The sequence below is a fragment of the Mucilaginibacter sp. genome, from assembly GCF_965200995.1.
Lineage (GTDB): Bacteria > Bacteroidota > Bacteroidia > Sphingobacteriales > Sphingobacteriaceae > Mucilaginibacter.
This window is the reverse complement of sequence record NZ_OZ241743.1, coordinates 751,106-775,492: the sequence shown is the minus strand read 5'-3', so window position 1 is coordinate 775,492 and position 24,387 is coordinate 751,106. Positions and strand designations below refer to the sequence as shown.

Here is a 24,387-nt window from a genome sequence, read left to right as displayed (position 1 = left end):
TTTGTATACTATACAGAAGTGCTTATGTGTTATTTAAAGGCCGTATTTAAAGGTGATGTATTAATCGATTGATTAGTTTGAACTGAATTATCTATAATTTGGGCCAGATGTTGATAAATATGGGAAACAATCAGTACTGAGGCACAGCGTTTGAATAATCTTATACATTATGAAGCAGATCTTCCAAAATAGAAAGCAGATACAATCAAAGATTATTCAGTGGGTAGCTTACAATGGCCCTGAAATAATTCATAGCTTCATGGCGTAAAACTGTGTAGTGTATAAGTTTGTAGTACAAGCTATGGACTTTCTTAAAATATACAATAAATCTGTTGACTGGCTCGTAAATCACGGGCCAAATTTCATTGCAGGCATACTTATCTTACTCATTGGCTTATGGCTGATTAATTTTCTAAAACGGTACCTGCAAAACCACATGAACCGCAAGCAGGTTCATTCCTCACTACAGCCCTTCCTGATCAGCCTGACTATAACTGCGCTCAATGTACTGTTGTTCGTTGTAGTTATGCAGATTATTGGCTTTGAGTTAACCATATTTACTGCAGTTATTGGCGCCTTTAGTGTTGCAGCCGGTTTGGCGCTATCAGGAACCTTGCAAAACTTTGCCGGCGGCGTTCTTATTTTACTATTACGCCCGTTTGAGCTGGACGATAACATTATTGCACAGGGGCAGGATGGTGTGGTTACTTCTATTCAGATATTTTATACCGAGCTGCTCACCTTTGATAACCGGACGGTCATCATCCCCAATGGTAAGTTATTTAACGAAGTAATTGTAAACGTAAGCCGCCAGGGCAGCCGCAGACTGGATGTGGAAATCAAACTTAATTACGGGGCTGACGTAGAGCAGGTAAAGCAAATCATCAATCAATCTATCGACAGCACCGAAGATATTTTAACCGACCCTGTGCGGTTTGTGGGTATCAAGCTGTTGGAAGCCGACGGAATGCGTTTTACTGCCCGTGTATGGGTGAACCCCCAGCATTTTTTAACCGCCAAATTGGCCCTGCAGGAACGCATGGTGCAGGATTTAAAGCAATCGGGCATTAAACTGCCGGGAATGTAACAGGATAATGATTATAAGGAATAATTAAGCCGCAAACTTAACGTGTACAAAGCAGCGCAGTAAACTTTAAATTTACTGCTCTACTTTGTACTTAATTACCTGCCTGCCTAAGCGGCCATTGTTATCCATACCTTCCACTATAATTTTGTAATTACCCGGCGTATCAGCATTATAATAGCTTAGGCTGGCTTCACCGTTGCTATTGGTTGTAATTTCAGGTTTCCAGAAAATAGTGGTACGCAAATCTTTGCCGGTTTGTAACTGCGTATTGCTAACGGTATACTGCGGTGCATAAAACTCGCGTCCTTTGTAGAAGCCATCAACGGCAATAGGTAATAATCCAACGGCGCTTGAACTCCTGCTGTTGGGTTCTGCACCTGTTTTGGTAGTAATAACAATTACACCGTTGCCGGCATTCATGCCATAAATACTGGCATTGGAAAATTTAAGTATTTCTATGGTTTCAATATCATTAATATTAAGAGCGTTCAGGGAAAATCCTGTAGTCCTGCCATCGTCGCTTACATCAATAGCAGGCATAATTGCGCCATCAAGTACAATTTGCATTGGCCCGGTATTAAAGCCTCTGAGGTAAGGTGCGCCCCCTGCCGGATTATTTCCGCCGTGAAAATCCACTCCTCTTACTATGCCCTGCAGTGCATCACCTAACAATGTGCTGTTTACCAGATCTTTTGCATGGATCACCTGGTCGGCATAGCCTGGGCCGCCCAGGTTTGAAGACCGATAGTTATATTCGGGCCTTTTGGCCTTAATTTGTATCTCCTGCAGTAAACGGCCTTTAATTTTTTCGTAATCTCCGGCTACAATTGCAGCATTACGCACATGGCTAAGATAGGTTTGCATGGTGTAATCCGCCGTTTCTGCTCCTGTTAGGTAAGATGTTTGCACAGGTTCATTTTTGGCGGCCTGGTAGATGATCTTTGTTGAATTTTTACCCTTTTCGTTAATCGCGTTTAATACAAAGCGGGTAGTATCATAAAATATCAAATTAGAAAAGCTATACCTGCCCGAACTGTCAGTTTGCGTGGTTAGTAACGGCCCCTGGCCAGTTGGTACCAAATTGATGGTACCTTTAATTAACGGTTTGCCGTTCAAGCGTGTGGCTAAACCCTGTATGGATAATGTTCTTTCTGCTTTCCACTTTACCGGCATGGCCTCGGCATTCATAATACTTTTCCATGTAAATTTCCGGTACCCCTGTGTCAGCATTAATAAATCTAAATTGGCTTCGCTGTCCGCACTGTTTTGAATAAAGTAGTAGTTAGGTTCCTCAATGTAACCCTTTAACTCGGAGGTAAGCAACTGATAGGTCAGCAATGTGGTTTCATCATTTTCCTGAAAGGGTACACGGGTTTCATCAATTACGGCGATTGACAAATGCCCGCTATCGGGTTGTGAAACTGCATTGGTTGATTTTATATTGAGCTGTACTTGCTGGCGGGGCTGGTAGCTGGGCTGACTGGTTTGCAGGTGGATGTTTATGATATCAGCCGATTGGATAAAGGCAAGTCGCTCCGCTAAAGGCTCCTGCTTTGCTGAAAGCAAGGTAATTTGGGCAATACCTGAAGATAGTTGATTTTTAAGCAGGTTAATATCAAGTTGCGGTACATCGAGCTTACTGCTATAGGTTTTAATAATACCGCCTGATTTTATCGTGATAAAAAAAGATTGCCCCTGGTTTTCTTTATAAAAGCTTTGGTTGGCTGCCACCAAAATGTTCAACTTGTCTTTAAGGTTATTGTTAACAATAAGCGTGATGCCACTTTGTTGTACCACCGGTAACTTTACAGTGTTCTTGCTGCCATCGGCATAGGTTAACAGGGCCTTGTACGTTCTGCCTTCAGCCGGTATAAATACCAGCGCGCCCATGCCTAAGTGAGCAGATTCGAACCGTTTGATTTCGTTATTCAGATCATCCTTGATTATTCCTTTCACGGCAATCCCTTTTCCGTTGGCCGCAACAGCTTTAAACGCTGTTTTTGTGCGTATGCCGGCTATCAGGATGCCTCCCTCCGGAAAAAATTGAGTAGCAGGTTGATTTGCAGAAACCGGAGTATTAACAACGGCGGTTTTTGCCACCGGATGGTGCTCATTTACCGAACCTATAGGTATTACTTTATCAAAGAAGGCGGCTTCTCCCTCATTTTTCATCCATTGCGTATAGGCCCTGATGCGATAATTGCCTGCAGGTAGCGTGTCAGGTAAAATAATGCTGCCCCATGCTAATCCATTAGCAATTTCAAGCCTGATGCTATGGTGTATGCTCAAATCTGGGTTAACAAGGTCGGCATGCAGTACCCGGCTTAGCGGAGTAGGTTTATGATCTTCGCCTATAGTTACATAGGCTTTAAACCATAGGGTATCACCCGCAGCATAATAAGGTTTGTCTGTATGCAGGTAAGCCTTTTCCATTACATGGGATGAATAAAAAGCTTCAAGGCGGGAGGTGATATTTCCAGCTCCCGATGCACTGCTTTGCGCGTAGCCTTTTACATTACAGGCAAAAAGAGCACATAGTATAAAAGCAAAAACTCTCATAACGGTACATTTTACTAAGGTGCATTTTAGCAAGAAACCTTGGATATGTCATCAGGCAGGATTACTCGCCGGTTAAATTGGTTAATCAAATATAATCAAATAATATATTACCTGAAATATAAGTAACTGAATATGTTGCAACTAGGGTATTATTGATTGAAGTACCTAATAAAATTATTAAGTAAGTGCAGCATCTCTTACCTGATGATAATTATCATCAGGTAAGAGATGCTGTTCAATCTGCAGAGGGGTGTGTTGTAACTCCGGTAATATTATGCTGAGTGCTGTAACAGTAAAATTTTAGTCTGTGTTTTTAGTTACAATCTATTCCTCTCCATCATCAACCGTACGCTCCAGTATCTTACCCGGCTGCCTGAAGTTGCTGCGCACAAAGTGGCACCAGTCGCATTCCTTTTTGCCGCAGCCGGTATCAAATTCATGCTTCATAATTTTTTGATACACTGTAGTTAGCTGATCAGTAACCGTTTGCTCATCCTCAGGATTTATGTGCACGTATTCTTTATGGTACTCGCCGGGGTTCAGGGGCTCCACAAAATCAAATACAGAGGTTTGCACCTGCCAGTCTTTAGTGCGGTCGTTATCAATTAACAGCTTATAAAACACAGCCTGCCGCCAGTAATCGCCGCCATTGGGCTGGGCATTACCGGGGCGTACCAGCTTTTCTTTAGCATATTTAATTTTGCCGGTTTTGTAATCTACAATGGTGACCAGCTTACCATCAAATTCTACCTTATCCAAGTGGCCTTTTACCGGTACGCCGTTAATAACTACATCGCGCACCGGCAGCTCAACTTTTGCGTTTTTATTCCAGCGGGTTACATTCTGGTTATAAAACACCGGTAAGATTTTCTCCCCATACTCCGAGCGCAGCCTGAACTCATCACTGGTAAAGGCATCGCGGTTGCGGCTCATGTACCACCTGAACTCGCGCATAAATTCGTTTACCGGCGGAAATTCTTTCTCCGGATGGTTTTGCATCTTATTATAAACCTTTTGCAAGGCATGGTGCACCGCCGAGCCAAAGGCCATAGCTGCGCTTCTGCCCGCCGGTACCCGTATCAGGTTCTGAAAGTAAAATTTCAGCGGGCAATCCAGGTAAGTGTTCAGGTGGGTTACCGAGATCACATAGTTTTGCAGCAGCATATTAATGTAGTTCTTGTCCAGCAGCTCCACCTTAGGCTTATCCTCCTCATTAAACTGGGTGAGGTAGAAGGCCATCATATCTTCCTCGCTTACTTTGGGGTATTGCGTTTCCAGGTGTGTTTCTGCCAGTATCTCGCCTACAAACTGCGAAGGCTCCAGATCTTTGCCGTTGCGGTCTTTGGCCGGGTAAGAGATCATGAGACACTGCTTGGCGCGTGTTAAGGATACATAGAATAACCGGCGCCCTTCCTCCTCCTGCTGAACTTTTTCATCAGTTGAAGCATTCATCAGCGTATCCGGGAGTGAAAAATTGTTATTGCGGCCTTTGGTATCCCATATTTTCTTGTTACAGCCAATTAAGAATACATGCTCAAACTCCAGCCCCTTCGAGCCGTGTGCGGTGATGAAGTTTACACCATCCTCAGTATACATCGTTTGGTTCAGTTCCAGCCCGATACGGTTGCGCTTCATCAGTTCAATGGTCTGGATGATGTGTTTGAGGTGAATCTCGGTGTTCTTGCGGTTCTCGGCCTTAATAAAGTTGAACAGGCTGTTCAGTACCTCCATGTGCCAGCCCTTATTGGGGCGCTCCATAATGTACTTGAGGATGCCCATGCAGGTAATTACCTGCTGGAAAAACTGCTGCAAACTCAGGCTTACCGATGCCTTGAGCAGAAAGTTAATATCGCTCACCAGCTGGCGCATGGCTACATTGGTTTCCTCCTCGCCAAACAGCCCCAATTGCGATGACGGGCTTAGCTCGCTCACATAGCGGCGCAGCGAAGTTTTTGGCTTATTGCTCATCATGGCCGAATAGTTTTCCTTAGAAACGGCTATGCTGGCTTTGGCAATTTCGATAGGCGGAATATCGAAGAAATCATAATGCATTATCTCAAACAGCAGTTCATCGCCGCTGTACGGCATATCCAGCTCCATAGCCAGATAGCGCATAATGTTGATGATTTTTTCGCCGAAAGGCAAGGTGAGTATATCCACCTTCTTTTTTGTATTTACCGCTATTTTATGATGATCGAGATACTGAATCAGTTCCCCGGCCTGGTTGTGGTTGCGGTAAATTACGGCAATTTCGGCAGGAGGGGTACCCTGGTCAATCAGGTGTTTAACCTGCAGGGCTACATCCGTAATTTCCTGATCGGGATTTAAGTATTCGCGTACCACCGGCTCTGCTTGGTTTTGTAAAAAACGGGGGTGCGCAGCTTTCAGGTTCTTGTCCAGTTTCAGCTGGCTGGTGAGGCGCTCCTGATTATTGTTGATCAGCATCCGCGAAATATCCAATATGGCCTGGTTGGAGCGGTAATTGTTTTTTAACACTACCGTTTGCAGGGTTTCCACATAATCGCCGGCAAAATCCAGGATATTCTTCATGTTGGCGCCCTGAAAGCGAAAAATCGACTGGTCGTCGTCGCCCACCACAAAAATATTGGGTGTATGCCAGTAGGCCAGCAAAAATTTCAACAACTCGTTTTGCGAGCCGCTGGTGTCCTGAAACTCATCTACCAGTATATACTGATATTTTTCCTGATAGCGGCGCAGCAGGGCCTCGGTTTCGGTAAACGCCCGCAGTACCCAGATGATCATATCATCATAATCATACCGGTTGCGGGTTTTCATGGCTTCCTGATAGGTGCTGTACTCGCCTACGGCGCATAGCAGCTTGTCCATCAGTTCTTTGGCGGCATCTACCGCGGCCTGTTTTACTTCTCCTTTTTTGATGCCTTTGGGCGCGTTGGCTTTTTTGTAAATAAATTCATCGCGGTGGGGCAGATCGGCCATGTATTCCTGTACGGCCTGCTCAATTTGCGGCAAATTCCAGTTCTCGCGTTTTATGGTGGAAAACAGGCTGCGCAGGCGGGGTATATCAAAATATATATCGCCGGTAAAACGCTTCAGCAGGTGGTCGGGGCCAAAGCCGTCTACCAGCTCGCGGAACAGCATGGCCGATTCCAGATCCGTCAGCGGCTCCAGGCTCAGCTTGCCAAAGTACTCCAGGTTCTCCTGTATCACATCATTGCAAAAGGCATGGAAGGTGTATATGCTGATGCGATAAGCATCCGGACCGATAAAGTCAAATAAACGCTTGCGCATAGCCACCGCCCCGGCATCCGTATAGGTGAGGCACAAAATCTCGTTAGGTTTGGCATCTGTTTCCAGCAAGATTTTGCCAATGCGGGCGGCTAAAATCTGCGTTTTACCGGTACCCGGGCCGGCCACCACCAGTACGGGGCCATCGGTTTTATTTACTGCGTCCAGCTGCTCTTTGTTGAGGCCGGCCAGTATCTTTTCAAATTTCTCGTTGTATTGATTTGCTGCGTTGGGCGTCATAATTCGTTACTGTAAATATACGCATTGGCAGGCGGTGGAGGCGTAAACCGCATGTAAAAAAGGCAACTGTTACCTGGTTGTATGCGCAACAGCTTTTAATACAGGGAGCCCGTTATGTGGTTCATTTGAAGTATCATCCCTTAAGATATCTGGCATTGATCATGAGCAGCAAGGCGCGGTCATCACGGGCCTCATCATAGTTTTCCTGAAGCAGCTGGCTGACCTGCTTGTTTTTCAGTTGTACAGCAGCAATCTGCAATACTTTAAATGAGGCTACTTCAATACTTTCCAGGTTCTGCATATAAAACAGGATACTCAGGTCGCGCAGTAGCGGATCGGCCCGGTGTTTATTAATGGCGGCAAAAGCATCTTCGAATACACCTATGGTACTTTTAAGGCTTTCATTGGAGTAAGAGCCATCTATGATCCTGTATATTTCATTCATTCGGGAAATTTGCAATTCCACATCTTCATAAGTTTCGGTGAGCGCATGCCGGAGATCAGAAAAGTCTGCATTTTCAGCAATCTTAGGTATCCTTTCCACCATGTGCAGCTTGGCGCAATAAATCCGGTTCAAATGTTCAATAAAATATTCCGCAAGCCGGTTGGCTCCTAAATTTAGGGTATTGGGCATACAGCATCTTTTTAATCTGAGAACAACATTGTTCTTACCGGTAATAAAAGTTCATCTGCATTAAAGGGCCTTTGTGCATAAGCGCCTGCACTGCAAAATGAACTGTTCGCTTTAATAGCGGCTTGTGCAAAAAACAGAATAACGGGCAGCGCCTGTATGTTAACCGCTGGCTTTAAAGCGGTGCAGATGGCCATGCCGCTTTTATAAGAATTGGCAATATTAATATTCTGTATGAACAGGGCAGGTTTAGGTTCGCAACTATAACCAGTTGCCTTACTGGTGTTAAACTGTATTCCTTTATGCCTTTCATCCTGAAAGGTAAGGTTTGGTAGTTGTGAAATTTCAGGGTCATCATTAATCATCAATAACCGCTGTTTCATTCCTGTACATTTTCGTAGTAAACGTAGGTAATTAAATGCGGCTATTTTAAAATATTAAGTTGATTGCCGGAAAATTAGGTTTGCTGTTGACCGGTTGAAAATATTACCGCAGCATATAGTGAAACAGGAAACCGCATTAGTATTAAAGCAGCAAAGCCGTTTCATTGGTTTGAAACGGCTTTGCTGCTTTAAGTTTTATAAGGTGATTAATAAACTTGCTTCACACGGCTTTCTCCTGCACCGTAGTAAAAGTTCACTATTTTTTTGTCGCCTTTGTTAGGTAGCAAATAAGAATTGTTTATGTAAGTACCTGTAGAGGTGTTCAAATTATTGGTAAACGTCAAATTGTAAAGACTATAACTAGAGTCATATAGGCTGCTTGTTTTCAAAATAACCCCTTTGGCATTAGAAACAATATTTCCTGCATTATCTCTTTTGAAAGATACATAAGAATAATAATTATTAAAAAATGTATTGGTGTTGTCTGTAGTATATACAGATGTAAGCTGGCCACTTGAACCGGTTGTTGCTTCCAGCAACGGAGCAGTTTGAATTATTGTGCCGGTTACATCAACCATCTGCACGTTAACTTTAGAGTTGGCCGGATAAGTATAGCTACTATAATCAACATAATTACCACTGCTGTTATAAAAGTAACTGCCGATAGATACTCTTTCTAACTGGTACTTGCCGTTAACTGCCGATGCCAAAAACTGATTTGAATTATTATAATAGGAGTTGGCCGGTATAGTTAAAACTTTGCCATTCCTATCTGCATCAAATTTAAAGTAAAACGAGTTGTTTACATTCGGAACAGTGGCATTGAACTTATTAACATTGAAAGTAGTTTGTAAAGTGGTTGAGCGAGGTGTAGCTCCCGGAAAATTTGTAGCAGCATCGCCTTCAATAGCATTTACATACAACTTTTGGTCGGCCGTAATTTGATCAAAAGTCAGCGTGTAACCATTAGGAGCCGCAGGTACTTTAATAGCGTAAGTGCCTGTGGCAGTAGTATAAGTTGGGAAAGAAACGGTATAAGTTCCTGATGTACTACTGCTGTTTATAGAGGCTGTAGCCGTAACCAGTACTTTCTCTCCAACATTTTCAGGTATATTGTTGGTTAAATCAGTTTCAATAAACAGAGTTCCTGATATTTCGTTGCTCAAATCTGATGTGTTCCATAATCTGGCGGTATTTTGGGTGATATTCTGCTGTAATATCTGTGTAGCGGCATACCCTGTTTTAGTAACCATAAACACACTGGTAGGAAATAAATACAATGACGAAAAAGTGGCTATACCTTGTGCATTGGTTTTAGCGGTTACCATTTTGCCTTCAGATGATATCATAACATCAGCATCGCTTATAGGAGCATTAGAAACAACGTCTACCACGGTTACACTATAATCTTGCTTTTTGGCAGCTACAGCGCCGGCGCGGCTTAAGCTGTCGCTCATCCTCAATTGTGCAAGGGCAGCGGTATTCACCAGTTGCTGCAAAGCGGTTGCCCCTTTTTGCCTTAAGGTTTCCATATCAACTTCGTGCTGATATTGCAGGTTGAGCAGATCTTTTTGTGCCTGTATAGCATCCTGCTCTGTAAATTTGTCTTTAGCGCAACCCGCTATTAACATGGCCGAAGCCATTAAACCAAGAGTGGTAAGTTTAAGTTTCATAAAACGTTTATTGAAATGAATTAGACTGTGCTTATGTATATGTGAATTTTTTATTTTTTACCTAAAGGCATAATTACACCTATGCGGGATATAAATGAGTTGGCTCTTACGTCGCTTCCAAAGCCTACCTTTTCCAGGTAGGAGTAGTTCTCTCTTACCGGCGTTAAACCTGCCACATACCTGAAATCTATCAGGAGCTTCAGTTTGTCGGTTAGTGGCAGCTGCGCAGAAGCGCCGGCAATAAAGTTGAGCCTGCTGCTGTTGAAGTAAGAAGTTGCAGTTTGCGAGTCATTAACAGTGGCTACAAAGTTTTCCCCCGTAAGCAGGTTACCGGTTTTTTGATAGCTTTCGGCCACATGATAGGTGTAGGCATAACTGGCGCCTGCATAGATAACAGGCACCCAATCCGGCTTTATTTTAAAGCTGTAATTAATCAGCAGCGGAATTTCCAGCGTGTTCAGGTGGTAGGAGCTGTTTTTTACGTTTTGTGTCTGAAAGTTTGCAGGCAGGCCGTAGCGGGTATCATCTTTAAACCTGATCAGCTGGCCGCCTTGCTGCAAGCTGTTTACCTCCAGCTGTAAGCCGAAATTTTTGTAGGCTTTATAATTTAACGATACACCGGCAGTATATCCTGTATTGTAACCGGCATGGGCCTGGCTGCTGGTGAATTTGTTTATGGCAAACCCGCCATTAATGCCTGCATTAAACCGGTTCCATAAGCGGTTTGCCGATACGTGACTTTTTTTAACCGGTTTAACTACTTTTTTGGGCTGATAAGCCGATGGATACCTGCTTTGCACCGGTTTGGCCGCCCTTGCCGGTTGTGCAGCCCTTTGTGCAATTACAGGGAATGATAACAGTAGTGAAGCAGTAAAAAGCAGGAATTTACTTTTTGCGATAGTTGAGCGTAACGCTACGCCTGAGGATAAAAGTATCAAAAGTGATAAGATTTGGGTTGACTAAAGCCCAAAGATAATACAATGGTAAAACATGTAGAATAAATGTTTTATTGTAACGTTTATTTTACATTAAGAGTGTCGTAAGGAAGTATATGATGTGAATGGAGGAGGGGGGTATTCTAGTTGTGGTTGGTGGCGTCATCATCCGTGTTCAGAGAGCAAAAACTGCATTAAATTCACAACTAAAAGCTCTAATAAGTGTAAACCCAGCTTTTTTGTAAAGTATTGACTATGAGAAATTTAAATGCCATATTTTTTGAAAAGTGTAAACTTTGCCTTTACACTTTTTGGAGTGGATAAGGAATGCGCATCACTAATGCCCGAAGCCAGGCAGGCAGAAGATTTTGCTGTGAGTAGAATGAATGCAGCGTTAGTTATTCTCTTGTGGTGGCGAAATTTTGTAAATTCATGCCAGTCCTGTGTATGCGGAGGTTCTTAAAAATATGTAAAACTACTACAATATAAAGGTCAGTGTAATAAACAATAGTCCAAACGTAATAATGGCTCCTGCTAAAGAAATACCAATAGTGCGCCACCAGCTATATGTTGTACCACCTGAGGTTAAGAAAGTATCAATCTGTTGCTTTTGATAGGTTTGTACTAACCAATAAGTAATCCACGAATATATAAGTGGAATTACAGGTGTAGGTATCTTAATATGATCATTATCAGCAATTGAAATTGCTAAACCAAAGATGATTACGGTAGCTATTACCGCATAAATCCAGGTGGTTTTCGCTTTACCATGCTCATTAATAGCTTTATAATTTTCGGCAATTAAGTAACCTGCTACAAGCGGGCCTCCTATAAATGTAGCTACTTGTATCGCTTTAATTGTATAGATTTTGTTCGTTAATGTTAAGGTTTGTGCTGCAGGTTCAGTTGGATTCATGATGTAAGCGGTTGACAGTCTCTAAGATATGCCAATAATTATTAACTGCAAAAGTGCGATTTGAAAAAAACGTTAAGTTGCGAATTAGTTACAGGTAGAATCAGGCATACAAATCAAAAGGGCAGCAATTTTAGTTGCTGCCCTTTTGATTGAGAATATTAAATGCATTTACAATCCAAACGCTTCCTTTACTTTATCCACATAGTCCAGTTTCTCCCAGGTAAATAGTTCTACCTCGCTGGTTACTTCGCGGCCTTCGGGGCTTACAAAGGTTTTGGTTACAGTAGTACTGGGTTTACCAAAATGGCCGTAAGCGGCGGTTTCACTGTAAATGGGGTTGCGCAGTTTAAAGCGGGTTTCAATGGCGTAAGGCGTCATGTCGAACAGCTGCTCTACTTTGGCGGCAATCTCGCCATCGGTTAAGCCGGTTTTTGAGGTGCCGTAAGTGTTTACATAGATACCCATTGGTTTGGCTACGCCGATAGCGTAGGATACCTGTACCAGTACCTCATCGCTCACGCCGGCAGCCACCAGGTTCTTGGCAATATGGCGGGTGGCGTAAGCGGCAGAGCGGTCTACTTTTGAAGGGTCTTTACCCGAAAAGGCGCCGCCGCCGTGGGCGCCTTTGCCACCATAGGTATCTACAATAATTTTACGGCCTGTTAAGCCGGTATCGCCATGCGGACCGCCGATAACAAACTTACCGGTAGGGTTTACATGGTAGGTAATGGCATCGTTAAAAAAGTGTGCGTATGTAGCGTAGCGTGCCTTAACGCGCGGGATCAGGATGTTGATCACATCCTCGCGTATTTTGGCCAGCATCTCGGCTTCTTCGGCAAAATCATCATGCTGGGTAGAAATTACAATGGCATCAATGCGCTGCGGCTGGTTGTTGTCATCATACTCCAGCGTTACCTGCGATTTGGCATCCGGGCGTAAATATTTAATCTCATTATTCTCGCGGCGCAGGGCGGCCAGTTCTATCAATAAAGCGTGGGCAATATCCAGTGCCAGCGGCATGTAATTGTCGGTTTCCCTGGTGGCATAGCCGAACATCATTCCCTGGTCGCCGGCGCCCTGCTCTTCTTTGCTGGCACGGTCAACCCCCTGGTTAATATCGGGCGATTGCTCGTGAATGGCCGACAGCACCCCGCAGGAATTACCATCAAACATATAGTCGCCCTTGGTATAGCCGATACGGTTGATGACATCGCGGGCAATTTTTTGTACGTCAAGGTACGCTTTTGATTTCACCTCCCCGGCCAGTATCACCTGCCCGGTGGTTACCAATGTTTCGCAAGCTACTTTCGACTCAGGGTCAAAGGCCAGGAACTGGTCAATTAAAGCGTCTGAAATCTGGTCGGCAACTTTATCCGGGTGACCTTCTGATACGGATTCTGAAGTAAATAAATAGGGCATGCTATTGATGTTGCTAAATTTAAGTTAAACCAAGAAAGCTGAGAAAAAGAGCCTAACGGAGGCGTAAAAAGGGGCGGGTAGGGTTAGCACTTTTTTACGTGGTTGCAATCCGTAAACTGCATGGGCAGTATGCTCAAATCAATCCACTTTCAGCGCGTAAAAGTAAAACAATATTTACAAAAGACGAAAATAGGGTTACTTTTGATACCTGATATTCCATATAGTTGAAAACAAAAGTTCTATTCATCATCAACCCGGTAGCCGGAGGCAGGAAAAAGGACCGTTTACCGGGGCTGATCAAGCAGCACCTCGACCTGCAAAAGTTTGAGCCGGTATTTATGTTTACCCAAAGTGTAAACCATGCCTACAAGATGGCGCTGGGCGCCATACGTTCTTACGAAATGGTAGTGGCAGTGGGCGGAGACGGCACGGTTAATGAAGCAGGTTCGGCCCTGGTGAACACAGGGCTGGCGCTGGGAATTATTCCCTGCGGCTCAGGTAACGGGCTGGCCCGCTTTATGGGCATCCCGATGGATACTGTAAAGGCGATTACAAACCTGAACGATTACCATACCCAGTTGATAGATGGCGGAAAACTGAACGGCAAATGGTTTTTCAACATGGCGGGTATGGGTTTCGATGCGCATATCAGCGAGGTATTTTCGCATCAAAAAGGGCGTGGGTTTGGCGCCTACTTTACTTCCTCCATTAAAGAGATTGCCAGGTATAAAGCGCAAAGCTACCAGATCACTATCGATGGGCAGAGTTACGAGCGTGAAGCCTTTATGCTGAGCTTTGCCAATTCATCGCAGTATGGTAACAATGCCCATGTGGCGCCCTACGCCTCGGTGCAGGACGGTTTGCTGGATGTATGCATCATCAAACCGTTTCCGTTATACCGTTTTCCGGAAATGGGGCTGCGCATGTTTACCAAAACATCTGAAGGCTCCAAATATGTAGAGATTATTAAAGGCAAGCAGATTGAAGTAAGAAGAACCGGCCCCGGCCCTGTACATTTAGACGGCGAACCCCAGATAGCCGGGCCCGATGCCGATATAATAATTGAGCCGCAGGTATTGAAAGTGATAGCCGGCAGCGGTTACCATGCCTGATACCGTTTTTTTATTAAAGGCGCAGCAGCATAAATAATAATGCTGCGGTATGGCTGTTGTAAGCAGCGGTGTTTTTGCCTATCTTTAAATCAGCACAAACGTTGAACGATGTCGAAAAAAAACAATAACATCAGTGGGGTAATGTACTCCACCAACCCTGATTTTGAATATCAGCACGAAAACCGGGCAACTGCGCAAACCCTGCCGCCGCAACAGCAAAATCTGAAAATATATTTAGACCGTAAAGGCGGCAGCAAATTAGTAAGCCGCATTACGGGCTTTACCGGTACTGCTGAAGATTTAGAAGCGCTGGGCAAGAAACTAAAAACCAAATGCGGGGTTGGCGGTTCAGTAAAAGAAGCCGAAATATTGATTCAGGGCGATTTCAGGGATAAACTGCTGGGCTTACTGCAGGCAGAAGGTTACAAAGCAAAAAAAGCAGGAGGTTAGCATTAACTTGTACTGGTTACACATCAAAAAGCTGATTATATCCGTTTAGTTACACTTTTTTATACCCAAGCCCTTGTAATTTTTAAAAAAAATGGTTTTCATTGCAAAATAAAGTAACAGCGTATACCATTTAACTTATATCTGGCGTTAGCTGTAAATCACCAATAAAAACTATATTTTAAATTTTTGTAAAAGAATAACATTCAGGTTTTTTTTGAATTAAAAAAATTTAATTTTGTTAAAGCCAATCAGCATTGCATATTTAACTAACTTTAATATTTATAAACAACAACTAACAACTAAAATTAAAAGTAATGGCAAACGCACCAATTAAACCAGCTGCTCCTGTTAAAAAAGAGGAATCTTCATCAGGCTCGAGCATTTTTGCAACTCTGGTTATTCCTATCTGTTTTGTTATCGCACTGTGCATTTTTATCTTCGTATTGGGCGATGCAAGCCATTATAAAGGTGGAGACGTAGAGAAGGGAGAGCCAGATTATTTTGGTACTGTACACCGCGGTGGTATCATTGTACCTATCCTGATGACCATGTTCCTGATGCTGATCGTGTTCACTATCGAGCGTTTTGTGGTAATCGGCAAAGCTTCTGGTACCGGCAGTGTTGACACTTTCGTTCGCAAAATCAACGGTTACTTAAACTCAGGTAACATTGATGCTGCCAGCGCCGAGTGCGACAAGCAAAAAGGTTCAGTGGCTAACGTAATTAAATCAGGCTTAAAGAAATATCGCGAAATGGAAGCAGAGCCAAACCTGGACGTAGACCAGAAGACTTTAGCTATCCAGAAAGATATTGAAGAAGCAACCGCGCTTGAAATGCCGATGCTGGAGCAAAACCTGACTATCATTGCTACTCTGGTATCTATCGGTACACTGATGGGGCTGTTAGGTACAGTAACCGGTATGATCAAGGCCTTCCACTCACTGGGCGCCTCTGGTTCATCAAGCTCATCTGAGTTAGCGGTAGGTATCTCTGAAGCATTGATCAATACAGCTTTAGGTATCTTAACCTCTGCTTTATCAATTATCATGTACAACTTGTTCACTTCAAAAATTGACAAGCTGACTTATGCAATTGATGAAACAGGTTTCAGCATTGTACAAACCTTTGCCGCTTCTCATAAGAATACGACCAGATATTAATTTTAGTTTGATATAAAAGCAGGCTGCCGCCCGATAAAGCGGCAGCCCCGCTGTTAAATTGATACCATTAATATCTACTAAACTTAAATTAAATGCCAAGAGTAAAAATACCCCGGAAAAGTACAGCGATAGACATGACGGCCATGTGCGATGTGGCCTTCCTGCTGCTTACCTTTTTCATTTTAACGGCAAAGCCAAAGGCTGAAGATCCGGTACCGGTGGATACCCCCGGGGCCAGCACAAGCGTAAGCATACCTGAAAAGGATATTGCTACTCTTACTGTAGGCCAGGGCAAAGTTTTCTTTGGTGTGGAAGGGCCGGATGTTAGAAAAGAGCTGCTTACCCAAATGGGCAGTAAGTATAACGTAGGCTTCACTCAGGCTCAGGTAAATAAGTTTGCCAATATGAATACCATCGGTGTTCCGGTTGCGCAGATAGGCCAGTACCTGGATGCTGAACCCGCCGACCGTGAACGCATTAAGCAGCCTGGTGTTCCTGCTGATACCACTGGTACCAGTGAGTTATACAACTGGGTGCACGAAGCACGTGTGGTAACTAAAAACCTGCACGGTACAGAAATGCGCGTAACCATTAAAGGCGACAGCAAAGAGGAATACCCAACCATTAAAAAGATCATCGCCATACTGCAAAAGCAGGAAGTGAATAAATTTAGTTTCATTACTTCATTAAAAGGAGAAAGTAAATAAAATGGCAGAATTAGATACCTCCGGCGGGGGTGGTAAAAAGGGCGGGAAAGTAAGAAGTAAGAAGCAGTCAACCCGTGTGGATTTAACCGCAATGGTAGATTTAGCTTTCTTGCTGGTAACTTTCTTCATGCTTACTACTACCCTCAATAAACCTAAGGCCATGGATTTGGCCATGCCGGATAAAGACGAGAAAGAACACAAACAGGAGCCGATTGCTGCTTCCAGAACCATGACGGTTTTATTGGGTTCAAACAATAAAGCAGAATGGTTTATTGGCGTGCCAACTCAGCCACTGAGCCCGCCAACCGTTACCGGTTACGGTAAAAATGGTTTGCGTGCAGCGCTGATTGAGGAAGGGCAGAAAATTCAGCAATCTACCGGTAAAAAAATGTTTGTGATTATTAAGCCGAGCGATAAATCTGTTTACAACAACATGGTGAACACCATTGATGAAATGCACATCACTAATAATGATTTGTACGCCATTGTAGATATCACTCCGCCTGAAATTGATCTGCTTAAACGCGAGAACATTTATTAACACTAAAGCGATTAATTAAACGTTACTAATAAACAAAAGCCAAACTTATGTTAGGATCAAAATTAGACATATTAAACCCTGACTGGCTTGAGGTTATTTTTAATGGTAGAAATAAAACTTACGGTGCCTATGAGTTGCGTAAAAACAACCCTAAAACCACTGTACGTGCGCTGATTTACACAGGTCTCCTGTTTATATTGGCCGTATCAATGCCTACCATTATCAATAAAATCAAAGGGTTTATCCCTGCAGCCGCGCCAAAGGTTAAAATTACCGAGGTAATTTTAAAACCGCCACCGCCGCTTGATGCCAAAAAGGAGCAACCGCCGCCGCCAAAGCAGGAACCACCAAAGCCGCACACCACGCAGGTGAAGTTTCCGCCGCCAGTGGTAAAGCCGGATAACGAAGTTCGTGAAAAAGAGCCGCCAACTCAGAAAGATCTGGAAGTAAAAGATCCGGGACAGGCTGATGTAAAAGGTGACCCGAATGCACAGGTTCGTATTGATGAGCCGGTAGGTAATGCCCCGGTAAACAATGCGGTAACCGAAACCGACCCGAATGAAATTTTTACTGCGGTAGAAGTTCAGGCCGAGCCGGTAGGTGGTATGCAGAAGTTTTATGATTACATGGGCAAAAACACCCGCTATCCTGCCGTTGACCGTGAAAACGGTACACAGGGCCGTGTGGTAGTAACCTTTGTTGTGGAAAGAGATGGTTCGGTAACTGACGTTAAATCGTTACGTGGCCCAAGCCAGTCATTACAGGACGAAGCGATAAGAGCTATCAAGGCCTATCCGAAGTGGACTCCGGGCCGGCAAAATGGTAAGTCTGTACGTTCGCAGTTCACCATTCCTATCTCTTATACATTGCCCGATCAATAAGAAGTTTATGTTATCAAGAGATAATGATTTTAAACAAAAATCGCCCAAAAGGCGATTTTTGTTTATTTTAGGCGGTCTGCTGTTTATCAGCATCGTTGTTTTAGGGTTAATGATTATGTTCTGGAAGAAGTTTCCGCTGCCATTTACGCAGTTTCAGCGATACACTTTCGGGGCATTGTTTATTGTTTATGGCATCCTGCGTTTTATACGCATACAAAGCAAAAGTTATAATGAGTAACCGTTTCAAACTGGTTATAATCTGCCTTTTATTACCCATCGCCTTTAGTGCCTGCAACCGCAAGAAAAAGCCGCAGCCTAAAATAGAAACCGATAGCTTTCATGCCGGTACGGCTGTTTTTGGTATTGATGAATCTTTTAAACCCATTGTAGACGAAGAGGCCTTTGTGTTTAAAGGCATATTTACCGAAGCCAAGCCAGTGCTTAGCTACCAGCCCGAAAGCCAGGTATTAAACGGCTTGCTGAACAACAATGTGCGTTTTGCCATTATGGCCCGTGATTTAACAGCTGCCGAAAAAAAGCTTTTGAATGACAGGGGTTTTGCTGCAAACATTAATCCTTTTGCGCATGATGCTGTCGTATTAATAGTGAATGCAGCAGTAAAAGATACGTTGATTTCTGTAGGACAGATTAAGCAAATGCTTAATGGTAAATATAATCCTGATAAAAGCATTGTATTCGATAATCCCAATTCAAGCATCATCCGCTATTTGAGGGAACTGTCGGGCAATCAGCTTGATAATTTGAAGAACGTTTATGCACTAAAATCAAATAAAGACGTTATTCAATATGTAAGCGAACATACCAACGCTATCGGCTTTGTAGGATTTAGCTGGCTGGATGAACCTGATGCCGATTATGCAGCCGCTGCGGCAAAGGTTAAAATTATGAGTGTGAAAGATGAAAGCAATAAAAAGCAGCCTGATCACTACTTTCAGCCTTCGCAAACCACGCTGGCGCTAAAACAATACCCGCTGAGCAGAAGTTTGTATGTTATAAACAGTACCGGCCGTATGGGCCTGGGAGCAGGGTTCGAAAACTTTTTGCTGGGTGAGCGCGGGCAGCGTATTGTGTTAAAATCAGGCTTACTGCCTGATTCCATACCGCAGCGCGAGATTAATATAACTAAACAAGTAAAAGATAACTAAACTACCAGATAACTATGAAAATGATCAGTAAAATAGCAGGAGCTTCACTGGCGCTGGCGTTTGCCGGTTACACGGCAACGGCGCAAAGCCTTGCTGATGCCAAAAAAGCAATTGATGCAGAACAGTATTCTAAAGCAAAGTCAATTCTTAAAAACTTAGTAAATACCCAGTCTACCAAAGATGAAAATTATTTCTATTTAGGCTGGGTGTATGTACAGCAGGATTACGCCGACTCTGCAAAAGCTGTATTTAACCGCGGTATTGCCGCCAATCCGCAATCTGCGTTAAATTATGCAGGTTTGGGTGCAGCAGCACGTTTAAACAAGGATAATTCAGGCGCACAGCAAAACTTTGATAAGGCAGTATCACTGGCCAAAAAAGATAGCAAGCCTTATGTATATATTGGAGAAAGCTACCTGATGGATCCTGCCAATGCCAATGCTGCCATAGCCGTATTAAATAAGGGTATCGCAGCAAATGCTAAGGATGCAGATCTGTATGTGTCCTTAGGTAATGCTTACCGTTCGCAGTTAAAGAGCAACGAAGCGTACAAGGCATACAGCCAGGCGTTAGCCATTGACCCTAAATCGGCAAAGGCCAACGTAGCTACCGGTGTATTGTGGAGGTTTGCCAATAACTTTGAAGATTCTGAAACGCAGTTTAAAACCGCTTTAGCCACAGACCCGAATTTTGGCCCTGCTTACCGCGAATGGGCAGAAACTGATTTGCGCTGGGCTAAAAACGTGAGGGCGCAGGCATCAGTAAAGGTGAAGGAAGCTGCTGACCACTACAAACAATACTTGGATTTAACAGACCGTTCGCCAGAATCGCAACTGCGTTATGCCGATTTTTTATACCAGGCCGGCGATTTTAAAGCGTTAGAGCAAACCGCTAATACTTTAAGCACAAGTGCTAATGCTAACCTGCGTGCTTACCGTTACTTAGCCTATGCTAAATACGAAAATGGTGATTATGCAGGCGCGTCCACTGCATTAAATACCTTTATTTCAAAAGCAGGTAACCGGGTGATACCTTACGACTACTATTATTTAGGTCGCATCCAATCTAAGCAAAACCAAACTGCCGAGGCGGTTAAGAACTTAGAAAAAGCAGCTTCAATGGACAGCACTTTAGCTGATGCCTATGCCGATGTGGCAAAAACCTATTATGCCGACAAGCAGTATGAAAAGGCAGGTGATGCGTATCACAATTACATTGTAAAATCGCGCAATGCCAAGCTGACCGATTATTTCAGTGAGGGGTCGAGTTACTACTATGCGTATCAGGATCAGTATTACAGCACGGCTAAGCCAAAGCCTACGCCTGATGCTGCCTTGTTAACTAAAGCTGATTCGGCCTTTGCCTACATTAATGCAAAATTGCCTACCCCTAATGCGGCTGCCACCTTGTATCGTGCCCGTGTAAACGATTTAAAGGAAACCAGCCGTGATAATATCAACGGTTATGCCAAGCCTTTTTATGAGGAATACATCCAGTTAAGCACTGCTAAAAGCCCGGTTGCCGATGCAGATAAAAAGCCATTGGCCGAAGCTTATGCTTACTTAGGTAACTATTACCAGTTTAAAGAAAAGGATGCCGCCAAGGCAACCGATAACTTTACCAAGGCTCGTGATTTAGACCCAACTAATAAATCTGTACAGTCTTTCTTTTCCAGGAAGCCTGCGGCCGGTAAATAACTAAACAGTAACTACTTTACTAACAAAGGCTCCTGCATATGCAGGAGCCTTTGTTATTTACCATCAATGTGTATATTTGCGCCTATGGAATTGCAAAGCTTACCGGTAAACTTTTTGCCTATTATTATACAGATGCTGGTGGCGATCGGGTTTGTAGTAACTACTATGTTTTTCACCCATAAACTGGGCCCGAAACGCCATACCAAAGATAAATTGACCCCTTTTGAGTCGGGTATAGAAGTGGTGGGTAATGCCCGTACACCAGTATCTATCAAATACTTCCTGGTAGCCATTTTATTTGTGCTGTTTGATGTAGAAGTGATTTTTATGTACCCCTGGGCAGTAAACTTTAAACAGATGGGCGTAGGCGGCTTGGTTGAAATGCTGATATTTATGGCTACTTTGCTGTTAGGATTTATTTATATCCTTAAAAAGGGAGCATTGGACTGGGACTAAACCTTGTGTTTAGATTGATTCTAAATATATCAGCAGGCATCATACAGCCGCATTTACAACGTTATAAATTTGTAAATTTGCACTCATCCTCATTCAGTGGATGAGTTGCTTGTTTTAAGGAGTTTTCATGAGTGATGTTCAGATAGTTAACGCGCCTCCGGGCGTAGAAGGATCAGGATTTTTTGCTACAAGTTTAGATAAAGCTGTTGGGTTAGCGCGCTCACATTCTTTATGGCCACTACCTTTTGCTACCTCATGCTGTGGCATTGAGTTTATGGCTACCATGGGTTCGCATTATGATTTATCGCGTTTTGGTGCCGAGCGGTTAAGCTTTTCGCCCCGCCAGGCCGATTTGCTGATGGTAATGGGCACCATATCTAAAAAGATGGCTCCGGTACTGCGCCAGGTATACCTGCAAATGGCAGAGCCGCGCTGGGTAATGGCGGTAGGTGCCTGTGCCACAAGCGGCGGCATCTTTGATACCTATTCGGTGTTGCAGGGTATTGATGAAATTATTCCGGTAGATGTATATGTGCCCGGTTGCCCGCCGCGCCCCGAAGGCATTATTGACGGTTTTATAAACATTCAGAAACTGGTACAAACGGAAACGCTGCGCCGCAGGGATTCGCCCGAGTATCAGAAACTGATGGCGCAATATGGAATACTGTAAATGGGAAAGTTGAATAACGAAGAAGTACTGCAGCGTATCGAGGCACAGTTTGGCGATAAGATTACCAGCCCCACACAGCCTTACGGTTTATTAACTGTTGAAACAGGTAAAGAAACGATAATTGATCTGCTTAGCTTTCTGAAGAATGACCCGGAGCTGCAATTTATCTATCTGACAGATTTGACCGGTATTCATTACCCGGAAAGGGAACTGCCGATTGGTATGATATACCATGTGCATAGCCTGGTGCATAATTTTCGTATCCGCATAAAGGTGTTTCTGGAAGGCGAAAATCCGCATATCCCTACTGCTACTGTATTGTGGGAGGCTGCCAACTGGATGGAACGCGAAACTTACGACTTTTTCGGCATTATCTTTGACGGCCACCCCGATTTACGCCGGATACTGAATGTGGATGACATGACCGTATTCCCGATGCGTAAGGAGTATCCGCTGGAAGACCCGAACCGTATAGACAAGAAAGATTATTATTTCGGAAGATAACGTATGCAAACTATTCCTGCTATACAATATACAGATACCGATGTGCAGACTGAGCTGTCGACCCTTAATTTAGGGCCAACGCATCCGGCTACACATGGTGTTTTTCAGAATGTGCTGCAGCTGGATGGCGAGCGCATTGTAAGCGGTGTATCCACCATTGGCTACATCCACCGTGCTTTTGAAAAAATTGCCGAGCACCGGCCGTTCTATCAAATTACGCCGTTGACTGACCGGATGAACTATTGTTCATCACCCATAAATAATATGGGCTGGCATACCACGGTAGAAAAGCTGCTGCAGATACAAACCCCAAAGCGGGTAGATTACCTGCGCGTGTTGGTGATGGAACTGGCCCGCATTGCCGACCATATCATTTGTAATGGAGTATTGGGTGTGGATACGGGGGCCTTTACCGGCTTCCTGTACATGATGGAATACCGCGAGGCCATCTATGAAATTTATGAGGAAGTTTGCGGCTCACGCCTCACCACCAACATTGGCCGTATTGGCGGCTTTGAGCGTAATTTTAATGAGATTGCTTTCGCCAAGACCCGTAAGTTTTTAGACGAGTTCCCAAAAGTGTTGAAGGAATTTGAAAGCCTTTTCAACCGCAACCGTATCTTTATGGACCGTACAAAAGGTGTAGCCCCGGTTACGCCCGAAACGGCATTAAGCTACAGCTGGAGTGGCCCCATCCTGCGGGCAACCGGCGTAGATTATGATGTGCGCTCCATGAACCCCTATTGCTCTTATGAGGATTTTGATTTTGAAGTGCCTGTAGGTACCACCGGCGATGTGTACGATCGTTTTCTGGTACGTAACGAGGAAATGTGGCAGAGTATGCGCATCATTGAGCAGGCTTTGGCTAAAATTGATAAAGAAGACCCAACCATCTTCCACGGCGATGTGCCGGAATATTACCTGCCGCCCAAGGAAGAGGTATATAACAATATGGAAGCCCTGATTTATCACTTTAAGATTGTGATGGGCGAAATTGAAACACCGGTGGGCGAAGTGTACCACAGTGTGGAAGGTGCCAACGGTGAACTGGGCTTTTATCTGGTGAACGATGGTGGCCGTAGTCCTTATAGGTTGCACTTCCGCCGCCCGAGTTTTATCAATTACAGCATGTATGCGCCAATGAGCCGAGGCATGGTGCTGAGTGATGCCATTATTAACATGAGTAGCTTAAACGTTATAGCCGGAGAGTTAGATGCTTAGAGTTGAAGATACCGCAGTGCAAACCCCGGTAACATTTTCACCGGCTTTGCTCGAAAAATTTGCCGATAAAGTAAGCCGTTATCCTGAAGGAAAGCAAAAAGGAGCGCTGCTGCCCATATTGCACGATGTGCAGGCCGAATTGGGCTGGCTGAGCAGCGCTGCGATGGACAAGGTTGCCGGGTATCTGAAGATAGAACCTATTGAAGTATACGAGGTTGCCACTTTTTATACCATGTATTTTTTAAAGCCGCAGGGCAAATATATGCTCGAAGTTTGCCGTACCGGCCCCTGTTGCCTGGTGGGTGCAGAAAAGATAATGGACCATATTGAGCAAAAGTTAGGTGTTAAAGAAGGTGATGTTACGCCCGATGGCTTATTTAGCTGGAGGGGAGTAGAGTGCCTGGCTGCCTGTGGCTTTGGCCCGGTGTTGCAAATTGGCCCGGAATATACTTTCTACGAGAATTTGACACCGGAATCGGTTGACCGTTTGATTGGCGATTTAAAAGCAAAGGCAAATAACTAAAATGAAAAGCAAAAGCACATTGGTAAGTTGGGATGTTGCTTTTGTTGTAGGTGTGTTATTGTTCTTTTTATTAAATGATGAGCACCATTTAAGTTTAATTGCCGGTTTGATGACCGTGCAAATTTTTATCAACTGTATTACAAATCATATTGCCGTATTTAAATTAACCGGTAAAATATATTAACCGTA

The 24,387-nt window shown here is 43.9% G+C and carries 24 protein-coding genes; 16 read left to right on the top strand and 8 right to left on the bottom strand.

The annotated features are described in order from the left end of the window. Nucleotides 1-301 precede the first annotated feature (301 nt). Nucleotides 302-1,087 (top strand): mechanosensitive ion channel family protein, encoded by a 786-nt coding sequence (locus ACY652_RS03800; RefSeq protein ID WP_462266646.1) that lies wholly within the window; start codon nucleotides 302-304, stop codon nucleotides 1,085-1,087. A 72-nt stretch (nucleotides 1,088-1,159) separates the two neighbouring features. On the opposite strand, the gene ACY652_RS03795 is transcribed toward ACY652_RS03800, so the two are convergent. The 8 genes from ACY652_RS03795 to metK all read right to left on the bottom strand — a co-directional run bounded on the left by ACY652_RS03795 (nucleotide 1,160) and on the right by metK (nucleotide 13,110). Further along, nucleotides 1,160-3,646, bottom strand: coding sequence for a TonB-dependent receptor plug domain-containing protein (locus ACY652_RS03795; RefSeq protein WP_462266645.1), 2,487 nt, complete (start codon nucleotides 3,644-3,646; stop codon nucleotides 1,160-1,162). Between the two features lie 324 nt (nucleotides 3,647-3,970). Continuing rightward, complete coding sequence (locus ACY652_RS03790; protein ID WP_462266644.1) at nucleotides 3,971-7,153, bottom strand: ATP-dependent helicase; 3,183 nt, start codon at nucleotides 7,151-7,153, stop codon at nucleotides 3,971-3,973. 133 nt (nucleotides 7,154-7,286) lie between these two features. Continuing rightward, nucleotides 7,287-7,787 carry a DUF892 family protein gene (locus tag ACY652_RS03785; protein WP_462266643.1) on the bottom strand — a complete coding sequence of 167 codons (501 nt, stop codon included), beginning with the start codon at nucleotides 7,785-7,787 and terminating at the stop codon, nucleotides 7,287-7,289. An 11-nt stretch (nucleotides 7,788-7,798) separates the two neighbouring features. Beyond that, on the bottom strand, nucleotides 7,799-8,167 hold the full coding sequence (locus ACY652_RS03780; protein WP_462266642.1) for a response regulator: 369 nt from the start codon (nucleotides 8,165-8,167) through the stop codon (nucleotides 7,799-7,801). Nucleotides 8,168-8,373: 206 nt separating this feature from the next. Continuing rightward, a complete protein-coding gene (locus ACY652_RS03775) occupies nucleotides 8,374-9,840 on the bottom strand; it encodes a hypothetical protein (RefSeq protein WP_462266641.1) in 1,467 nt (488 codons plus the stop codon). Nucleotides 9,841-9,890: 50 nt separating this feature from the next. After that, the gene (locus tag ACY652_RS03770; RefSeq protein ID WP_462266640.1) at nucleotides 9,891-10,778 is read right to left on the bottom strand and encodes a porin family protein; all 888 of its coding nucleotides are present in this window, start codon (nucleotides 10,776-10,778) and stop codon (nucleotides 9,891-9,893) included. A gap of 475 nt (nucleotides 10,779-11,253) precedes the next feature. Beyond that, nucleotides 11,254-11,691: a hypothetical protein gene (locus ACY652_RS03765; protein ID WP_462266639.1), complete on the bottom strand. Its 438-nt coding sequence runs from the start codon at nucleotides 11,689-11,691 to the stop codon at nucleotides 11,254-11,256. A gap of 168 nt (nucleotides 11,692-11,859) precedes the next feature. Further along, nucleotides 11,860-13,110, bottom strand: coding sequence for a methionine adenosyltransferase (gene metK, locus ACY652_RS03760; RefSeq protein ID WP_462266638.1), 1,251 nt, complete (start codon nucleotides 13,108-13,110; stop codon nucleotides 11,860-11,862). Nucleotides 13,111-13,334: 224 nt separating this feature from the next. On the opposite strand from metK, the gene ACY652_RS03755 reads away from it, so the two are divergent. The 15 genes from ACY652_RS03755 (at nucleotide 13,335) to ACY652_RS03685 (ending at nucleotide 24,382) form a co-directional block, all read left to right on the top strand. Beyond that, on the top strand, nucleotides 13,335-14,222 hold the full coding sequence (locus ACY652_RS03755) for a diacylglycerol/lipid kinase family protein (RefSeq protein WP_462266637.1): 888 nt from the start codon (nucleotides 13,335-13,337) through the stop codon (nucleotides 14,220-14,222). 108 nt (nucleotides 14,223-14,330) lie between these two features. Continuing rightward, the gene (locus tag ACY652_RS03750; protein ID WP_462266636.1) at nucleotides 14,331-14,672 is read left to right on the top strand and encodes a translation initiation factor; all 342 of its coding nucleotides are present in this window, start codon (nucleotides 14,331-14,333) and stop codon (nucleotides 14,670-14,672) included. Between the two features lie 314 nt (nucleotides 14,673-14,986). Continuing rightward, nucleotides 14,987-15,832 carry a MotA/TolQ/ExbB proton channel family protein gene (locus tag ACY652_RS03745; protein ID WP_462266635.1) on the top strand — a complete coding sequence of 282 codons (846 nt, stop codon included), beginning with the start codon at nucleotides 14,987-14,989 and terminating at the stop codon, nucleotides 15,830-15,832. Between the two features lie 92 nt (nucleotides 15,833-15,924). Then, entirely contained in the window at nucleotides 15,925-16,539 is a 615-nt protein-coding gene (locus ACY652_RS03740; protein ID WP_462266634.1) for an ExbD/TolR family protein, read from the top strand. A 1-nt stretch (nucleotide 16,540) separates the two neighbouring features. Further along, the gene (locus ACY652_RS03735) at nucleotides 16,541-17,080 is read left to right on the top strand and encodes an ExbD/TolR family protein (RefSeq protein WP_462266633.1); all 540 of its coding nucleotides are present in this window, start codon (nucleotides 16,541-16,543) and stop codon (nucleotides 17,078-17,080) included. A gap of 47 nt (nucleotides 17,081-17,127) precedes the next feature. Further along, nucleotides 17,128-17,961, top strand: coding sequence for an energy transducer TonB (locus ACY652_RS03730; protein ID WP_462266632.1), 834 nt, complete (start codon nucleotides 17,128-17,130; stop codon nucleotides 17,959-17,961). A gap of 7 nt (nucleotides 17,962-17,968) precedes the next feature. Next, nucleotides 17,969-18,199 carry a hypothetical protein gene (locus tag ACY652_RS03725; RefSeq protein ID WP_462266631.1) on the top strand — a complete coding sequence of 77 codons (231 nt, stop codon included), beginning with the start codon at nucleotides 17,969-17,971 and terminating at the stop codon, nucleotides 18,197-18,199. Further along, nucleotides 18,192-19,127, top strand: a complete 936-nt coding sequence (locus ACY652_RS03720; RefSeq protein ID WP_462266630.1) for a PstS family phosphate ABC transporter substrate-binding protein — start codon at nucleotides 18,192-18,194, stop codon at nucleotides 19,125-19,127. The genes ACY652_RS03725 and ACY652_RS03720 overlap by 8 nt, the downstream gene beginning before the upstream one ends. 14 nt (nucleotides 19,128-19,141) lie before the next feature. Then, nucleotides 19,142-20,824, top strand: a complete 1,683-nt coding sequence (locus ACY652_RS03715) for a tetratricopeptide repeat protein (protein ID WP_462266628.1) — start codon at nucleotides 19,142-19,144, stop codon at nucleotides 20,822-20,824. An 84-nt stretch (nucleotides 20,825-20,908) separates the two neighbouring features. Then, nucleotides 20,909-21,280: an NADH-quinone oxidoreductase subunit A gene (locus tag ACY652_RS03710; RefSeq protein ID WP_462266626.1), complete on the top strand. Its 372-nt coding sequence runs from the start codon at nucleotides 20,909-20,911 to the stop codon at nucleotides 21,278-21,280. A gap of 127 nt (nucleotides 21,281-21,407) precedes the next feature. Beyond that, on the top strand, nucleotides 21,408-21,950 hold the full coding sequence (locus ACY652_RS03705) for an NADH-quinone oxidoreductase subunit B (protein ID WP_462266625.1): 543 nt from the start codon (nucleotides 21,408-21,410) through the stop codon (nucleotides 21,948-21,950). Further along, on the top strand, nucleotides 21,951-22,454 hold the full coding sequence (locus tag ACY652_RS03700) for an NADH-quinone oxidoreductase subunit C (protein ID WP_462266624.1): 504 nt from the start codon (nucleotides 21,951-21,953) through the stop codon (nucleotides 22,452-22,454). Nucleotides 22,455-22,457: 3 nt separating this feature from the next. Continuing rightward, on the top strand, nucleotides 22,458-23,675 hold the full coding sequence (locus tag ACY652_RS03695) for an NADH-quinone oxidoreductase subunit D (protein WP_462266623.1): 1,218 nt from the start codon (nucleotides 22,458-22,460) through the stop codon (nucleotides 23,673-23,675). Beyond that, nucleotides 23,668-24,198 carry an NADH-quinone oxidoreductase subunit NuoE family protein gene (locus ACY652_RS03690; RefSeq protein ID WP_462266622.1) on the top strand — a complete coding sequence of 177 codons (531 nt, stop codon included), beginning with the start codon at nucleotides 23,668-23,670 and terminating at the stop codon, nucleotides 24,196-24,198. Before ACY652_RS03695 ends, ACY652_RS03690 begins: the two co-directional genes overlap by 8 nt. A 1-nt stretch (nucleotide 24,199) precedes the next feature. Continuing rightward, nucleotides 24,200-24,382, top strand: coding sequence for a hypothetical protein (locus tag ACY652_RS03685; RefSeq protein ID WP_462266621.1), 183 nt, complete (start codon nucleotides 24,200-24,202; stop codon nucleotides 24,380-24,382). Nucleotides 24,383-24,387: the final 5 nt, after the last annotated feature.

Bases quoted from the DNA above. Each gene is read 5' to 3' on its own strand.
- ACY652_RS03795 (WP_462266645.1), bottom strand. From the start codon at position 3,646: ATGAGAGTTTTTGCTTTTATACTATGTGCTCTTTTTGCCTGTAATGTA.
- ACY652_RS03765 (WP_462266639.1), bottom strand. From the start codon at position 11,691: ATGAATCCAACTGAACCTGCAGCACAAACCTTAACATTAACGAACAAA.
- ACY652_RS03690 (WP_462266622.1), top strand. From the start codon at position 23,668: ATGCTTAGAGTTGAAGATACCGCAGTGCAAACCCCGGTAACATTTTCA.
- ACY652_RS03730 (WP_462266632.1), top strand. From the start codon at position 17,128: ATGTTAGGATCAAAATTAGACATATTAAACCCTGACTGGCTTGAGGTT.
- ACY652_RS03715 (WP_462266628.1), top strand. From the start codon at position 19,142: ATGAAAATGATCAGTAAAATAGCAGGAGCTTCACTGGCGCTGGCGTTT.
- ACY652_RS03740 (WP_462266634.1), top strand. From the start codon at position 15,925: ATGCCAAGAGTAAAAATACCCCGGAAAAGTACAGCGATAGACATGACG.
- ACY652_RS03780 (WP_462266642.1), bottom strand. From the start codon at position 8,167: ATGAAACAGCGGTTATTGATGATTAATGATGACCCTGAAATTTCACAA.
- ACY652_RS03745 (WP_462266635.1), top strand. From the start codon at position 14,987: ATGGCAAACGCACCAATTAAACCAGCTGCTCCTGTTAAAAAAGAGGAA.
- ACY652_RS03790 (WP_462266644.1), bottom strand. From the start codon at position 7,153: ATGACGCCCAACGCAGCAAATCAATACAACGAGAAATTTGAAAAGATA.
- ACY652_RS03685 (WP_462266621.1), top strand. From the start codon at position 24,200: ATGAAAAGCAAAAGCACATTGGTAAGTTGGGATGTTGCTTTTGTTGTA.
- ACY652_RS03750 (WP_462266636.1), top strand. From the start codon at position 14,331: ATGTCGAAAAAAAACAATAACATCAGTGGGGTAATGTACTCCACCAAC.
- ACY652_RS03785 (WP_462266643.1), bottom strand. From the start codon at position 7,787: ATGCCCAATACCCTAAATTTAGGAGCCAACCGGCTTGCGGAATATTTT.
- ACY652_RS03700 (WP_462266624.1), top strand. From the start codon at position 21,951: ATGGGAAAGTTGAATAACGAAGAAGTACTGCAGCGTATCGAGGCACAG.
- ACY652_RS03800 (WP_462266646.1), top strand. From the start codon at position 302: ATGGACTTTCTTAAAATATACAATAAATCTGTTGACTGGCTCGTAAAT.
- ACY652_RS03735 (WP_462266633.1), top strand. From the start codon at position 16,541: ATGGCAGAATTAGATACCTCCGGCGGGGGTGGTAAAAAGGGCGGGAAA.
- metK (WP_462266638.1), bottom strand. From the start codon at position 13,110: ATGCCCTATTTATTTACTTCAGAATCCGTATCAGAAGGTCACCCGGAT.
- ACY652_RS03705 (WP_462266625.1), top strand. From the start codon at position 21,408: ATGAGTGATGTTCAGATAGTTAACGCGCCTCCGGGCGTAGAAGGATCA.
- ACY652_RS03775 (WP_462266641.1), bottom strand. From the start codon at position 9,840: ATGAAACTTAAACTTACCACTCTTGGTTTAATGGCTTCGGCCATGTTA.
- ACY652_RS03725 (WP_462266631.1), top strand. From the start codon at position 17,969: ATGTTATCAAGAGATAATGATTTTAAACAAAAATCGCCCAAAAGGCGA.
- ACY652_RS03710 (WP_462266626.1), top strand. From the start codon at position 20,909: ATGGAATTGCAAAGCTTACCGGTAAACTTTTTGCCTATTATTATACAG.
- ACY652_RS03695 (WP_462266623.1), top strand. From the start codon at position 22,458: ATGCAAACTATTCCTGCTATACAATATACAGATACCGATGTGCAGACT.
- ACY652_RS03720 (WP_462266630.1), top strand. From the start codon at position 18,192: ATGAGTAACCGTTTCAAACTGGTTATAATCTGCCTTTTATTACCCATC.